Source organism: Solobacterium moorei (assembly GCF_036323475.1).
Lineage (GTDB): Bacteria > Bacillota_I > Bacilli_A > Erysipelotrichales > Erysipelotrichaceae > Bulleidia > Bulleidia moorei.
Genome location: NZ_AP028934.1, coordinates 1525156 through 1539853, shown reverse-complemented (window position 1 = coordinate 1539853; position 14698 = coordinate 1525156). Strand labels below are relative to the sequence as shown.

Here is a 14698-nt window from a genome sequence, read left to right as displayed (position 1 = left end):
CCTAAAGGTAGATAAGGAAATTCAAAATGAAACACTACTACAGATTTATTCTCAACTACGATGAAGATGAAACACGGATCTTCATCAGTCCAAAAGAATTAAAGAAAGATGACGTTGCTGTTGTTCATTCTTATGGCAAACAATTTGCAATCGGTACGGTTTTAGAGCCGGTGAGTGAACTGGAAGCGTTAACCGGTCATCAACGCAAATGTATTGAAGATGTTATCTGCTTGGTCGATGTTACCAATTATCTCAAAAAGCAACAGGCATTATCAGAGCGTTCTAAACTTGAAGAATTGATGGACGAAAAAATGGCAGAGTTGAAGTATGAAGACCAACTCAAAAAGACTGCTGATAGAAGCGCAGATTTCAAAGTTCTCTATGAAGCATATCTCAAAACATTATCACCGGTCACAGATGATGTGAACGAAATTCTGGACGAAGAATAAATGCGTGAGTGAGTGAGTGGGAAGAAAAAATCTTTCCACTCATCTCAACACTGATGAAAGGAAAAGGCAATATGAATTATTTGGAAATTATTAGCAATTACAAAGTGCTACCGAAAATTTTTGATGGACTTTCCTGCATGTACAATGGAAAAATCAAATCATGAATTTCAAAAATTTTGAAACGAAAAACACGCAAAGTCGTATTGAAAAAATTCAAGACAGCAAAAAATTTTAATCGAAGAAATCGAAAATTCTAAATCGGAAAATCGGAAAAATGAAATCGGATTTTTCTAAAATCGAAAATGGAAGTTTGCGGAAAGTTTGAAATTTTCTCAAAATATCTTAGAGAAACAGGGTAAGGAAGTGTGTGTCCACAAAATTGTGTCCACAACTTCACTTTGGATAAATGGGCAATGCCCATTTTCACGCTTTATAAGCGGCTTTTTTGATGTGTACACATTGTGTCACAGTGTGGACATACATACCGATTTTTTGTGTCCACATGTTGTCCACGTTGTGTCCACAAAATGAATGACAAAAAATGATGTTTAAAAATTCGTTTTTTTGTTTTTTCGGTAAATCTTTTTCGGTGTTTTTTAAGCAGAAGGGAGCAATATAGTAAGAATATGGCAAATGGAAAAGAGATACACTTCAGAGCAGAAGATGAGTATATATCCATGCTTGATTTTCTGGTAACACAGGAAGAAACAGATGCAATTACCGCAAACAGAATTGCATTAAATAAGACGCAGATCATCAAACAGGCGATCAAAGATTACTACATTAAGCGCACAGACAAGAAAACTTCCAATGCATTTTCCGAATCAATTCAAATTACTTTGGAGAGTGTATTAGAAGATTACTTTAATAAAAATAATGCAATGATCACAGGCAAGTTAAAACTGTTGCAGGACTTTGTTAAAGAAATAAACATAAAAGAATTGCTCATGTTAAAAGTTTTAATGTACAGTGCAAGTGCAGAAAAACATTTAGATAGTGTGCAAACTGCAGTTGATAACAATATGAAGTTTGAAGAGATCATTACAGAAAAAGTAAAACAGATTATGGGAGGAAATGAAAAATGAATTTACAACAACTGAATAGCAAGTTAGAAAAAATGGAAGCTGTCTTAAAGGCAAATGAAGAACAGATTGCAGTCTTGAATGAACAAAACGGAATCCTGAAATCAAACATTTCTGAAGTGAAGAAACTGCAAAAGAAATATGAAAGTATCGAAGCAGATTTGGAAAAGAAGATTGAAAGTTTGAATCTGATGGATCTTGATCTGAAACCAAAACGCAGAACGAAGCCAAAGAAAAAAGTGCAGGCAGATGTTACAGAAAATGCAGTAGAAGAAAAAAAGACAGATGATGAAGCAGACATCAGCAAATACTTTAATCACTAAGGAAGAGATGTAAAATGGGACATGCAGATGTAATCGTTGATGTGGCATTTCTGCAATATGGTAAACACGCACCAAGCAATTCCGGGTTCAAAGGAATCGTCACAACAGAATCCGTATTTGGCGGATTTGTAAATTATCTGGTACGTGACAAAGCCATCAGCAATTCAATGGATGATGAATTAGTACGAGGTAAAGGAGAGCAAGCAGAAAAAACTGTAAGCTCTCTTTTACATTCCGAACATGGACTGGATGGTTCACTGATGGATTATACAAGCAGAGAAAATGCAACGAAAAATTCAAATGATAAAGCATACTTTACGATGACAAACGAAGGAAAGATTTATTCACAAGAACAACGTGAAGAGTGGATCAGAAATTCAATGAAGTCATTTTCCAAGGATGGCGATCTTATTTGGACACTTGTCGTTTCATTGGATAATTATGATTTGTTAAATGAATATGAGCTAAAGACGCAGGAGGATTTTGCAAGTACGACGCAAAAAGCGCTGAACAAAACATTTAAGAAGATTGGACTTGATCCGAAGAACATGATCTGGTGGGAAGATTTTCACACCAATACGGATCACCCGCATATGCATATTACGTTCCTTGAAAAAGAACATACAAGAGATCGAGGAAAGTTTACTGAGAAAGAAATCGATAAAGTTAAAACTACAATCATCACAGAAATTGCGGCAAGAAAAAGATATAAGGAACTGTATCTGCAGGAATCAGAAGATGCACTTAAAATGATCAATCCACTTAAAAAAGAAGTCATCAGTCAAATGGAAACTCTTTCTTATAAGACGTTAAAGGATGTATCCAATCTCTATTCACAACTGCCAAGAAGCGGACGCTTACAGTACAACTCCGCCAACATGGCACCATATAAAAACCAACTGGATAACATCGTGGAACAGATTTTGAAGAGTGATGAACTGAAAGGGACGTATGAACAGTTTGCGGATCATCTGAAAAAGTTTGATAACAATATGAATGCGATCGGCAACGAAAAAATATCTCATATGATGGAAAGAGAAGATACAAAACTGCGTGTGATGATCGCTAATGAGATACTCAAAGGATTCAAAGAAATCAAACAGGATCCGACTGAAAAAGCAAATAAAGTGCATACCTGGAAGATGGATCACGGTACGCAGCTTTTGTGGAATGCATTAGAGCAGATAAAAACAGATGATCTCTTGCCGGAACAAAAAATTGTGGTTCAGGAACTAAAGGAGCAAAACTTTGTGGCGGCACAAATGGCGATTAAGAATCTTGGCAGCTCTGCTGTGGATCAATATCTGAAGGGAAGCGTGATTGTGATTGCTTCTAAAGAAGATGCAGAAAAAGAAAGAGGTATCGAATATCTACATTCTGCATCTGAGCAGGGAAACAAACAGGCAAAGAAGTTTATGAACTTTTTTAACAGAAGTGTCAGTTTTACAAAAAATGAGTTCCATGGATACAAACAAAGATTTGGAATGCGGTTGCCAAAGTTTTTTAAACGCATGTTGAACAATCGAAAGAGAGAAGTTGAGGAAGAAATTGATGAGTATCTGAAGCAGAATCAAAAGAAGATATATGAAAAAGAGTCTGGAGAATATCCTAGTTATAAAGTGAAAAGAGGTGAACAGAAGATATGATTGTTTTGAAGAAAATATTGAAGTCGATCATTTGGGGGATTGCCTATGTGATTGTTGCATACTTTCTTGCTATGCAGATAGCATGGCTTTTATCTTACAGAGATGATCTGATGGGATTTATTGATGCGATCAATGTGCGGCATGTCTGTCTGGATCCGGCAATCATGTTCTGGCAGGGGAATGCAGAATACTTCCGCCTGGTAACATATCTGATTCTGGCCGGACTGCTGTACTTTTTGACCATGTCATTGCGGCCGTCTAAGACAGAAAGAGAAATGCGTGCGATGAAGCGGCGATTGACGCATGAAGAAATGGATTCATATACACATATTGCAAGCAGGCACGAGGCTAAAAAAGGATTGCAGCGCTTCCGCTTCGATGCGGATGGAAGACAGGATCATAAGTTTGTTTCCGCCAAAAAGTATTATAAAGATGTCCGGTGGTGGTTTGGCAATGCGGCATTTTTGATTCAGTTTGTATCAGCAGTGGTCATTGTTATGATCACAATAAAAAATCTGATCAACCGGATAGGTCAATATATTCCGTCAAACATGCTGCGGATTCAATTAACACTGCCGGCAGTTTTGGATCATATGTTCTTTTATATTGTGATCTTTTTGGGACTGCTAATCCTGGAGATTCTGATCAGCTCTAATGTATGGGAAAAATCAGCCCGGAAGCTGTTCAAGGATAAATTAACGATGATCAAAGATACGATTCGGCAGCGAAGAGAGCTGAAGCAGCTGATCAAAAGCGGACATATTCAACAGATCGAGGCGAATATGGGAAATTGGAGAACAGATCTGCTGTTGAGATGGAATGCGGTATATGTACTGCTCAGACCGCATATCAAAGATTATGCTGATTTTGTATTCAACCCGCAGAAACACTTGTGGAATAAACTGGTACAGCGTTTGAAGCTCTCCGATAAATGGAAAGTAAATGAATACAGATGGTTTAATATCAATGGGGAAGATACGAATCGAAGATGCGGCTTGCCGATGGAAACATCAAGATCATGTACTTACGTGGATCCGGATGATAATCACAGTCTGGTCATTGGTACAACGAACTCCGGTAAGACAACTACGGTAGTGCATGGCTTTATTGAAGGTGTGCGCATTGGCAGATCAAACATGTTTGTCAATGATATTAAAAAGAATCTGTTACAGGCGCATTACGGACGCTTGAAGGCGGACGGGTACAATGTTATTGTTCTGGATTTTGTGGATCCGGCGAAATCTGAATGCTGGAATCCTTTTGGAATCGTATATGCAAAATACCGGGAAGCACAGCAAGCAGCGGATCAGTGCTGGAAAAATGAAAATGAACGGGGAAATTACCTAGAGATAAAGAAACAATACCTCTTGCTGCAGGCAAAGATGCTGCAAGTAAATAAAGAATTTGCCAAAGACCTAGATTCGGAAGACAAAGATCAGCAGCAAAAAGCCAAGGCGGCGATCGATCCGGTCGAAAAACGATATAACCAGCTGAAGAAACAAAAGATGATGATCGAAGAATCACCGAACTTTCCAAGACCGGATCTTTCTGATGCCAATGAACAGTTGACGGATATTTGCCGGACACTGTGTGAAGAAAAAACATCAAAAGCACACTTCTGGCAACAGGCACAGCGGCTCATGGAAGGATGTGTGTCTTTTCTTTTGGAGTATGAGTATGTTGATGATGACGGGAACATTTGCCAGTTGGATGAAGATCAGATCAACTTCCCGAATATCAATGCACTTGCAAGCGAGGGTTTTTCTACCGTTGATACACCATCCGGAAGGATGTTCCTGTTAATGTGGTATCTGCAAAATCTCCGTAATGTGACAGATCGATCTTATGAAAGACTGATCACGATATGTTATACGGGTGCAGACGAAAGAGGATCCATTCTGTCTACGTTCTCCAATAAAATGCAGATAGGTATGATCAATGAACGTGTCAGAAAGATGACCTCAAAGACTACCTTCAGCTTTAAAGATATGGTTACTAAGCCGACGGCGATATTCATGATTACCAATGATGAAAAAACAACATATCATCCTTTCGTAAGCCTGTTTGTTACACAGCTTTATAACGAGTTGGCAGCTGCTTCCAGACAGTATCCGGATCAAAGATTGCCTATCCCCTGGGACATCATCTGGGATGAGTTTGGCATATCACCGGCATTGAAGGATCCAAATACTGTCTTTGCGGCATCCCGCTTCAGAGGAATCAGATGGCATATCGTTGTTCAGGAATACTCTCAGATTGATGAGAAGTACGGTGACAAGATGGCGGAAACGATCAAAGGAAATATCATGAATACCATTTATCTGTTGGCAACCAACAATAAAACCGTCAAGGAGTTTTCTAATCGTGCCGGCAAGAAGTTGAAATGGAATAAAGAAACAAAACGCTTTGATACCGTGCCGGTCATTACTGAAGACAGATTGATGCATCTGTCACTTTCCGAAGCAGTCATTTTAAGGCAGCGAAAGATGCCGATCATTACCAGGTTCTATCCGAATTTTTGGTATATCTATAATCGATCGGCGTATCTGTATAAAGATAAATTTCAGATTGAAAACAAACTAAGCGAATTACATACTTTCTCACTGACGGAAGAATATAAAAAATTGTTTACACATAGGGTGGAAACTGAAAAACGGGAAGTAAATGATTTTGAAGAAATGATGAAGATGACGGATGCGGAAACCGGGGAGATTCTGGATGTCAAACCGATCAATAAGAAACAAAGAAAACATAAAGAAAACAGCAGAGAAACAGATATGCAGCTTACGATGAATTTTGAGGAGGAAAAGTAAAGTGAAATATGTAGAAGAAAGAGCGTTGAAGGAACAATTTTGGAAGAAATATGGATACAGATCAAATATTGTTTCCTATCAGTTTGAGTGCAAGGCTCGAACCGGAGGTGTTGATCTATTGACTGTAGAAAAAGTAAAAGATGATAAAGGATTCCATATTGAATTATGTAGTTTTGAATTCAAACTGGCAGATATTGATAAGGCATTTTCTCAGGCATATCTGAATTCTGACTTTTGCCATAAGAACTTTGTGGTAGTCCCAATGGATAAGAAAAAAGTAATCCTGGATAAGTATAGCGATTACTTTAAAAAGTATCCTCATATAGGTTGTATAGGTGTATATCATCCCGAAGAGGAAGGTGGTAAATGGGAGATGTTCCATAAGTGTCGTACAAAAGCGGATGAAGAGTTGAAACAGAACCAGGAAATACTGAAACTTTGCACGAAGATCATTTAAGAATAAAGAAATTGCCGAGATAGTAATCTATCTCGGCATAAGTGTGTATGTTGGAGCTATTGCAAAAGGATATGCAACCCAGAAAGTTGCAGAATATTTGATGTCAACAAAGATTAAAAACGCCGTCATCGATGCTGGAGGAAATCTGAAAGCATTATCAGAAAAATATAATGGAAAAGAATGATTGATTCTAATAATTTGATTCCTAAAAAGTTAAGTTAAACATTCTGCGCCTAAGGCTATACAATGTACATATAAGATTTTGGAGTTGATTATCATGCGCTGTTTTAAACAATTGACACAGACCGATAGGGTCAAATTGGAAACTTTATATGAGAAGAAAGTACCAATCAAGGATATAGCAAAGATCTTAAAAGTGCATATATCCACGATATATCGTGAAATAAAGCATGGCAAATATTATAAAAAGGTTGGCAATTCTCATAAAAGAACATACAGCTCTGATCTGGCACAACAGCGTCATGAAACAAAGATGCGGTCAAAGGGAGTTGCCAAGAAAATATCTAGGGATCCACGTCTTGCTCGATATATTGAAAACAAGATTGCAGATGACAAGTACAGTCCTGCAGTTGTACTGGGTGAAATTAAACGTAAGAATCTAAAGTTCCGAGAATCGATCTGTGTAACCACTTTGTATAACTACATCGATGCCGGTGTATTTGATAGAGTCACTAACAAAGACTTGATTGTCAAAGGGAAAAGAAAGCGGAAATATAAGAAGGTAAAGAAGAACAAGGAAGCAAAACGGATCGTAGGAACAAGTATTGAGAAACGTCCGGAATACATCTTGACCAGAGATGAATTCGGACATTGGGAGATGGATACCGTCAAAGGAAAGAATACATCCCACAGCAGTATGCTTGTTATGACGGAAAGAAAGACCAGGAAAGAAATCATCGTCAAGTTGAAACATCATTGTGCCGAAGCTGTCGTACAAGCATTAAACAATCTTGAAAAACGATTACAGGGGAAATTCAATATACTCTTCAGAACGATCACCTGTGACAATGGGACAGAGTTTTCCTATGTAGAAAAGATAGAACGATCCTGTACAGATGAAACACAGAAGAGAACGGAATTATATTTTTGTCATCCATATACAAGTTGTGAACGTGGCAGCAATGAAGTTGCAAACAAATTGATCAGAAAGTTTATTCCTAAAGGGACGGAGTTTGATGACTATTCTGAAAGCAAGTTTAAGACGATAGAAGAATGGATCAACAACTACCCAAGAAAACTATTTGATTATCGAACGGCAGAGGAGATGTTCATACAGGAACTTTCCGCAGTTCCCTGAACTGAAGGATATCGTTATTTAACAATACATACATTACAATCCGGAAACAAATCAGATCATTGGATAATGGTCTTTTAAAAGATGTATCAAATTGATAAAATAAACCTGCATGCAATACATATAACTCTAAAATGTAACAAAACCAAGTTTCTTTCATAGAAAAACAGATATTTCTCTAAAAAATCAAAAAAACTTTGCGATATGTCTTGAAATTTTCCTACGCAACCAAACATAACAAAGATTGATGATTTTTGGCAATTCTGATTGCTTGATAATCGGGCAACTTTTAATTACAATTTTCATAAGAATCAAACATGAAGGTACCGATGAAAAAAGCCATGAAAATTTTTGTAATCGTGTTATTGGCTGTAATCGCGGCTCTCACTGTCGCTTTCGGATTTTATTGGCATCATAACGTTCACTGGTATGACAAATACGAAAAAGCGCTGAAGACAGCGGGCGCGGAAGAAAAACAGGTTATTCTTCCGAACGGGAATTTAATAAACTATGGTGAAGTCAGCAATGAAAAACTCGCGCTTTTGCTAATTCACGGGCAGATGGGCATTTGGGAAGACTACGCTCTTGTGTTGCCGGAGCTCAGTAAAAATTGGCATATCTACGCGGTCGATGTTTACGGTCACGGAGAATCGGCGCATGATGAAAGCCTGTATTATCTTGACATAAACGGAGATGATCTCATTTGGTTTTATCGATAATGTTATCGGCGCGCCCACAGTTGTGGCGGGGCCATTCTAACGGAGCTCTCACTGCCGCCTATATTGCGGCATACGGCGGTCAAAACATAGCCGGAGCGGTGCTGGAAGACCCTCCGGTATTCTCTGCGGGGGGAAGGCTGGGAAGAGAGCTTCGCTTATCTTGATACCTATAGGCCTCTGCATGATTGGAACCGCTCAGATAAAACGGAGTGTTGGGAAAGTTACTATTTGTAGCATTGCTACTGGGGAAAGCTTTTCATGGCAGACGCGATGCCAAAAATCGCGGACTACGCGCAAAAGCGGCATCTGAAAAAACCGACGCGGCTGTTCAGATAGGTTTCCTGCCGTCTTCTTTTTGGTATGTCTTTGAATACGCCAAGAAATATGATTTTATGTATGGTGAACGATTTTATGACCTGAGCTGGAATCACGGTCTTAAGCATGAGGAAATACTGTCCGCGATAGAAGTTCCCTGTGTTTATATTCACGCGAAGGAGAACGTTAACGAGGACGGAACATATCTGTGCGCGGCATCCCGCGAACAGGCAGAGAGAGCGACGGCATATGTAGGCAACAATTGCCAGTTGGTCGAGACTGAAAACAGTGAGCACGTGATCCGTACCGCTCACAGTGCTTTCTATATTGAGGCGGTGAACTCGCTGCTGCCGAAATGAGGACATTATGTTAAAAGAAAATCTTATTATGCTTCGCAATATACATGGCTTTTCTCAGGAAGAAATTGCCGAAAAAATAGATATCTCCCGTCAGGCTTACGCGAAATGGGAGAGCGGCGCGACCGTTCCGGATATTTTAAAATGCAAGCGTCTTGCGGATATCTACGGCGTTACGATTGATAGTCTTATAAAAACAGAAACAATAGACGGAAAAGAGAACATTCCGCCAGCGCCAAAGGGAAAAAATATATGAGGTTCGGTGACAATAAACGAGCGCGGACAACTTGTAATTCCCAAAGCTGCGCGTGAAAGATTCGGTCTTACAGGCGGGCAAAGATTGATCGTGCTCAGTGACGATAAGGAAGGCATAGCCATGGTCCCGGCGGAGATGTTTGAGGAAAGAATGAAAAAAGCAATGGAGTGGGCAGCCTCAAAATCGGAGGAATAACGGACCTGAAATAGTTGTTGTTGAAATGAAAAATGAATAAATTATATCAGATTGCAGCAGACTTAGGTACTCATCCTCCAACAAGATTACCTTTGCCATCTTCCATCGTGCAACGAGCGTTAAGACTCTTTTCTTGATGCAGGGTTATCGCTAGAGTAGCCTTGACACATGTGGAGTGTGTGATATTGATGTCAAGAGTTGCACACACGAAGTAAAAAAGTGTAGAAAATAACGGCTTATTCATAGGCTATTGTTAAAAGGTATCGATAGACAGGAGTAAGCTTTTTTGTGATAAAAATCAACTAAGTGGGAACATATCCATAGACAAAAGTTGACACTAGGGAATGGATAACAAGAAAAAATGCACCCACCTAGATATGAGGATTTTATGCAGAAGGAAATGTACTGTATCGTGTGGAGGAGAGAAGAAGTATATCAAAAGGATACACAAATCTACACTTTATATTACTCAATGTACTTAAAATAAAGGCTTTTAGAAAAATCAAAAATCGAATAAAAATAATCGTTGTTCTAGCTAATCGAAAGGCTAGATTTTTTATTTTAGGTGTGTCAATTTTGACAAAAAGGGTGTCAATAAAAACATTTGGGGTGTGTATTGATATTACTTGGCTAATTTGGCTTAAAGAGTGATGTATATAAGCCAAGAACTCGGCTTACTCATAGCATTTGTAAGATAGATGAACTTGAAGGATATATTGTGTTAGTTTATTAAAGTTAGTGATTAATTCTGTTTCATGCATAATAGATTTCTCCTTTATCATGAGACTAATCTATTATGCATTTTCAATATTGATGTGCATATGAACCCTCATCAATGATATTAAGTCCACTATGAGTTAATTAAGCCTAAATTTAAATCCAAATAAAGAAAGGATGCTAATTATGAAAAAATGGAAAAAGACACTTGCAGGATTGGTGGTTTTTATGTCTACATTTACATTTTGTTTACCAGTATTTGCCAATGTAACTGATCTAAATCAAGATAGGATTGATACAAAAGGTGAAATAGTTACTAATATTAATTCGGAATTTAAAGATAGGGTTCAAATAATAAGTGACGAAGAATACCAAAAGTTAGAATTAGGAGAAGTATCGACGATAGGTCTTAGAGCAGCAAATGTTGATGAGAATATAAGATTAAAAAGATTTGATAACATAGATTATAAATTTAATATGGATACTTGGCTTGGTCCAGTCCATGATGGATTTACAGTTAGATTAAAAGATATGTCTTGTTCAGGAGGAGTTGATTATTCAGTAATTATTGAAGAAGATGGAAAAATTATTTATGATGAAAGATTTGCTTCAGACTCAACATTAAAAGTAAAAGCTTATAGACGTAGTAAATATATAGTTACGATTGATAATAGATCAAATAAAACATTATCAGGAAAGGTAAAGATAAACTCATATGTAAGATAGTGAGGAGGTGAAATAATGAATTTAAATCCTATGAGATATAGTAATGGCGATTAGTTTAGATGCTATATTATATAATATAGCTAGAAACAACAATTGGAAAAATAGAATATATTTGATTTTAATGTCAAATATATTGAGGTCAGACAAAATTATATGAGGAGGTTAGAAATGAAGAGAAGATTTACTCTATTAATAGCCATGGTGATGCTGTTAACAGCAATGGCAACAAATGTATTTGCTTCATCAGCAAATAATAACTCAAAAGTCAGCCCTAAAGAATGGCAAGAATGGTTTAATGGTCTAAGTAAAGAGGAACAATTAAGTGTAAACTATGAGCCAAGTCAAGTTTTAAAAGCACTTAGTGCTAATGAAGTTTCAAAAGTTAATATTGACGACAACTATGAAACCAAAACCTTTTTGACAGAACTACAGAACCTATATCCGACCATGGAAAAAAAGTATATAAATCAATATATATCATCTTATATTGAGATTTTCAATATGTACAGGGGCATGTATCCAAATCTTTCAAATAAGGCTATCGCAGAAAAAGCAAAAGCTAATATGTTAAATAAGATAGAGTATATGATTGATGATTCAGAGTATGAAGCTAAGGATATTATAATCCGCTCAGCTAAAGAACCTGATGGGTATGAAGCCATTGTCGACTATATAAATAAAAATCTCAAGCCTAATTACTACGCTACTTTGGACACGACAGAAGAAAATATAAATATTCTAAAAAGACATATTAATAGTTTACCAAACGAAGTCAAAGAATCAGCATTGTTATATATTGAAGATATGGAATCAGGAGATAATTTCGACGAAACAATTGCTAAAAAATATTTGAAAACAAACATTTTATATAGAAGCTCTGAAAAAGATGCAGCTTCAAAAGGTGTTGCTTATGCAAAAACGTATTGGGAGAATTATAATCCCACCTTTCCTGATTGGGGTGTTGATTGTGCTAATTTTGTTTCTCAATGTCTGTATGCGGGAGAAAAAAAGATGAAACACCAATATCCTAAAATAGACGATAGTAGAAACTGGTTTTCTTATGGTTCAGAAAAAAACCAAGCCAAGTATCTTCTACGTGGCGTGGTGCAAAATGTTTAAGTGGCACTGGGTCATAAGATCATATGCTTATAAGGATTTCGATCTGAGTAAAAATGGAGAACTTTCAAGGTTATACAACTATGCACAAGCTGGATACCCTATATCTTTTTTAAACTCTAAAGATAGCGCATATCATACTTTAATAATCACTGGCTTCGACAATAATAGAAAAGATGTTGGCGTAAGAAACCATTCAGGTAGAGTCGATAATGAAAAAACAGGTGTAAGATGGCTTAGTGGAGATAATGTTAAAGTAAGAGTATATGTCGTTTATAAATTATAACTAGGGTTTGATGAGTTAAGTGTAACAAGGCAATACATTAGTCTTTTGGAACGAGGAGAAGCTCAACCAACGATTCCAGTAGAAATGGAAATTGCAAACAAACTAAATACATGTATTTATACATTATTTGGTTTTGATAAATTTAAGTGTGAGCAGTGTCATGTAGGTACAGGAGGCGATTAAATGGTATATTTAAATCCTCAGAGGTATAAGAACGGAGACTGAGCATGTTTAGTTTGGTAAAATTTGCGAATATATTTTGAAAATAGGAGGTTGTCAAAGTACACATTCACGATTTCAATTCTATCAAAAACAGTCCTGACGGATACGAGGTCAGGTAGAAAGAAAACGTATATTCAATTTAGTCAGCTATATGAGTCAAATTGAATATACCAGGAGGTTTATAATGAAAAATATATTAAAGAAATTTGTGTCGTCATTATTAGCATTTACAGTTGTATTCTCATTATGTGGAGTTGCTAATGTATTTGCTTCTGAGAATAATATAGATGACAATTTTAACCCATATAGTTTCCCATCTAACATAGAGCTTGAAAGCAGAAGTGCAAACAGTGGTGATATTGATGAATTATTGATTATTGAAGCTTCATCAAGCGAAAAAGCTCAAGCAAGAGTGGATAATGATTTTGGTGATAGAGCATCATCGTCTGCTGTTGCAATTATGAGAATATTTGCGATTAATGATGGAGGAAGTTCATCATTTAATACATCTGGACATGCTTTTTTAAGTATAAAGAATATTTCGAGTTCGACAATTACTGTTGGAGGATTATCAGTTGGTTCTGGTAAGACTGTTACTGTAGGAACTTGGGGAAATAAAAATGAACATACAGGGTTATGGTATAATCTTGAGGGATATTTCCAAAATAGGTCCAATGCATATGCTAAGGTCGTATCATTAAGGGTAGATTTATCTTCTAACTTGTTGAGTACAGTTTCACAAAACATAAAGAATAATGACTCATGGACTGCGTTATCAAATTGTTCAACGTTTGCAACAAAAGTTTGGAATTCAGTTTGTTCTACAACAGTTAGTGCAGGTGTTCCAAATACTCCAACAGCTACAGTTCAAAGTATAAAATCTTATAGTAATTTGTATTCTACTGGGGTAGACATTCCATATTTTGGAACTGTATATTATGGAAATCCTCCTGTAGCAAGTTCAGATTATTAAGCAGGAGAATATTATATGACATTAAAAGTTGTAGCAAAAGTTTTCGGTTCTTTAATTCCTGCTATGATCGGGACATATTTGTTAGTTAAAGATTATATAGCAGCAGCAAATCATCCTGAATGGAGTGTTTCGCCAATGGTAATGTGGGTGAAATTTGGCGTAGGTTTGATTGTTAGCATCATCTTGCTCTTTGCTGTTTTTAGACTAAAGTTAAAAGCTATATTATAGCGTAGCGACTAAGATTGCACTCTTAGTCGCTTTTTATTTGATATATAAATGAAAGGAAACAAGAAAATGAAAATTTAGAACAAATAAGACAAGAGTCAAAAGAAATAAAAGATAAAATAGACGATACAGAAGAAAGATTAAGGCAACTAAAAAATCAAGGAAAGAAAGTATTAAAACAAGATATAGTAAAAAGAAGAAAAGAAAGAACTCATAGGCTCATAACAAGAGGAGCAATCTTAGAAAGCCTTATAGAAAATGCAGAAGAACTAACAGATGAAGAAATAAAAATCCTACTAGAAGAAGCAACAAAGACAAAAGAATTTAAAGCGATAGACCTTGAAGTATCGATTTTAGAAGACTAGAAATAAGGTATTTAACTATAAGAAAATCAAGTAAAATTTGAAAAATATTGAGACTCACAAAAATCCAGAAGAGTCTCAAAAATGATCTTTGAAATCGTGAATAGAGTACAGTTAAAACAACTACATTTGTAGCTTTGACTAT

General features: G+C 36.6%; 18 protein-coding genes. All 18 read left to right on the top strand.

Features of this window, described 5'->3' with window-relative positions:
* The first annotated feature begins 26 nt into the window (after window positions 1–26).
* The 18 genes from RGT18_RS07685 (at window position 27) to RGT18_RS07605 (ending at window position 14556) form a co-directional block, all read left to right on the top strand.
* A complete protein-coding gene (locus tag RGT18_RS07685) occupies window positions 27–449 on the top strand; it encodes a hypothetical protein (protein WP_028078762.1) in 423 nt (140 codons plus the stop codon).
* A 626-nt stretch (window positions 450–1075) separates the two neighbouring features.
* The gene (locus tag RGT18_RS07680) at window positions 1076–1534 is read left to right on the top strand and encodes a hypothetical protein (protein ID WP_028078763.1); all 459 of its coding nucleotides are present in this window, start codon (window positions 1076–1078) and stop codon (window positions 1532–1534) included.
* A complete protein-coding gene (locus RGT18_RS07675) occupies window positions 1531–1854 on the top strand; it encodes a hypothetical protein (RefSeq protein ID WP_028078764.1) in 324 nt (107 codons plus the stop codon). Before RGT18_RS07680 ends, RGT18_RS07675 begins: the two co-directional genes overlap by 4 nt.
* 14 nt (window positions 1855–1868) lie before the next feature.
* Entirely contained in the window at window positions 1869–3500 is a 1632-nt protein-coding gene (gene mobL, locus RGT18_RS07670) for a relaxase MobL (protein ID WP_028078765.1), read from the top strand.
* Window positions 3501–3547: 47 nt separating this feature from the next.
* On the top strand, window positions 3548–6313 hold the full coding sequence (locus RGT18_RS07665) for a type IV secretory system conjugative DNA transfer family protein (RefSeq protein WP_338175834.1): 2766 nt from the start codon (window positions 3548–3550) through the stop codon (window positions 6311–6313).
* 1 nt (window position 6314) lies between these two features.
* On the top strand, window positions 6315–6770 hold the full coding sequence (locus tag RGT18_RS07660) for a hypothetical protein (RefSeq protein ID WP_028078767.1): 456 nt from the start codon (window positions 6315–6317) through the stop codon (window positions 6768–6770).
* Between the two features lie 43 nt (window positions 6771–6813).
* The gene (locus RGT18_RS13105) at window positions 6814–6954 is read left to right on the top strand and encodes an FAD:protein FMN transferase (protein WP_162141243.1); all 141 of its coding nucleotides are present in this window, start codon (window positions 6814–6816) and stop codon (window positions 6952–6954) included.
* Window positions 6955–7047: 93 nt separating this feature from the next.
* Window positions 7048–8088: an IS30 family transposase gene (locus RGT18_RS07655; RefSeq protein ID WP_338175831.1), complete on the top strand. Its 1041-nt coding sequence runs from the start codon at window positions 7048–7050 to the stop codon at window positions 8086–8088.
* A gap of 326 nt (window positions 8089–8414) precedes the next feature.
* Window positions 8415–8804: an alpha/beta fold hydrolase gene (locus tag RGT18_RS07650; RefSeq protein ID WP_211220333.1), complete on the top strand. Its 390-nt coding sequence runs from the start codon at window positions 8415–8417 to the stop codon at window positions 8802–8804.
* A 212-nt stretch (window positions 8805–9016) separates the two neighbouring features.
* On the top strand, window positions 9017–9478 hold the full coding sequence (locus RGT18_RS07645) for a hypothetical protein (RefSeq protein ID WP_211220332.1): 462 nt from the start codon (window positions 9017–9019) through the stop codon (window positions 9476–9478).
* A 7-nt stretch (window positions 9479–9485) separates the two neighbouring features.
* Complete coding sequence (locus RGT18_RS07640; RefSeq protein WP_211220331.1) at window positions 9486–9731, top strand: helix-turn-helix transcriptional regulator; 246 nt, start codon at window positions 9486–9488, stop codon at window positions 9729–9731.
* 6 nt (window positions 9732–9737) lie between these two features.
* Window positions 9738–9926: an AbrB/MazE/SpoVT family DNA-binding domain-containing protein gene (locus tag RGT18_RS07635; protein ID WP_211220330.1), complete on the top strand. Its 189-nt coding sequence runs from the start codon at window positions 9738–9740 to the stop codon at window positions 9924–9926.
* Between the two features lie 903 nt (window positions 9927–10829).
* The gene (locus RGT18_RS07630) at window positions 10830–11369 is read left to right on the top strand and encodes a hypothetical protein (protein ID WP_211220329.1); all 540 of its coding nucleotides are present in this window, start codon (window positions 10830–10832) and stop codon (window positions 11367–11369) included.
* Window positions 11370–11537: 168 nt separating this feature from the next.
* On the top strand, window positions 11538–12488 hold the full coding sequence (locus RGT18_RS07625; RefSeq protein ID WP_028078797.1) for an amidase domain-containing protein: 951 nt from the start codon (window positions 11538–11540) through the stop codon (window positions 12486–12488).
* Window positions 12481–12771 carry a hypothetical protein gene (locus RGT18_RS07620; protein WP_028078796.1) on the top strand — a complete coding sequence of 97 codons (291 nt, stop codon included), beginning with the start codon at window positions 12481–12483 and terminating at the stop codon, window positions 12769–12771. Before RGT18_RS07625 ends, RGT18_RS07620 begins: the two co-directional genes overlap by 8 nt.
* Window positions 12772–13177: 406 nt before the next feature.
* Window positions 13178–13966, top strand: a complete 789-nt coding sequence (locus tag RGT18_RS07615) for a hypothetical protein (RefSeq protein WP_051241063.1) — start codon at window positions 13178–13180, stop codon at window positions 13964–13966.
* 15 nt (window positions 13967–13981) lie between these two features.
* A complete protein-coding gene (locus tag RGT18_RS07610) occupies window positions 13982–14194 on the top strand; it encodes a hypothetical protein (RefSeq protein WP_028078795.1) in 213 nt (70 codons plus the stop codon).
* Between the two features lie 44 nt (window positions 14195–14238).
* Window positions 14239–14556: a DUF3847 domain-containing protein gene (locus RGT18_RS07605; protein ID WP_081659582.1), complete on the top strand. Its 318-nt coding sequence runs from the start codon at window positions 14239–14241 to the stop codon at window positions 14554–14556.
* Window positions 14557–14698 lie beyond the last annotated feature (142 nt).

What these genes read in the sequence shown, in the direction of transcription:
- RGT18_RS07685 (WP_028078762.1), top strand. Translation starts at nt 27, where the DNA reads ATGAAACACTACTACAGATTTATTCTCAACTACGATGAAGATGAAACA.
- RGT18_RS07680 (WP_028078763.1), top strand. Translation starts at nt 1,076, where the DNA reads ATGGCAAATGGAAAAGAGATACACTTCAGAGCAGAAGATGAGTATATA.
- RGT18_RS07675 (WP_028078764.1), top strand. Translation starts at nt 1,531, where the DNA reads ATGAATTTACAACAACTGAATAGCAAGTTAGAAAAAATGGAAGCTGTC.
- mobL (WP_028078765.1), top strand. Translation starts at nt 1,869, where the DNA reads ATGGGACATGCAGATGTAATCGTTGATGTGGCATTTCTGCAATATGGT.
- RGT18_RS07655 (WP_338175831.1), top strand. Translation starts at nt 7,048, where the DNA reads ATGCGCTGTTTTAAACAATTGACACAGACCGATAGGGTCAAATTGGAA.
- RGT18_RS07650 (WP_211220333.1), top strand. Translation starts at nt 8,415, where the DNA reads ATGAAAAAAGCCATGAAAATTTTTGTAATCGTGTTATTGGCTGTAATC.
- RGT18_RS07640 (WP_211220331.1), top strand. Translation starts at nt 9,486, where the DNA reads ATGTTAAAAGAAAATCTTATTATGCTTCGCAATATACATGGCTTTTCT.
- RGT18_RS07630 (WP_211220329.1), top strand. Translation starts at nt 10,830, where the DNA reads ATGAAAAAATGGAAAAAGACACTTGCAGGATTGGTGGTTTTTATGTCT.
- RGT18_RS07625 (WP_028078797.1), top strand. Translation starts at nt 11,538, where the DNA reads ATGAAGAGAAGATTTACTCTATTAATAGCCATGGTGATGCTGTTAACA.
- RGT18_RS07620 (WP_028078796.1), top strand. Translation starts at nt 12,481, where the DNA reads ATGTTTAAGTGGCACTGGGTCATAAGATCATATGCTTATAAGGATTTC.
- RGT18_RS07615 (WP_051241063.1), top strand. Translation starts at nt 13,178, where the DNA reads ATGAAAAATATATTAAAGAAATTTGTGTCGTCATTATTAGCATTTACA.
- RGT18_RS07610 (WP_028078795.1), top strand. Translation starts at nt 13,982, where the DNA reads ATGACATTAAAAGTTGTAGCAAAAGTTTTCGGTTCTTTAATTCCTGCT.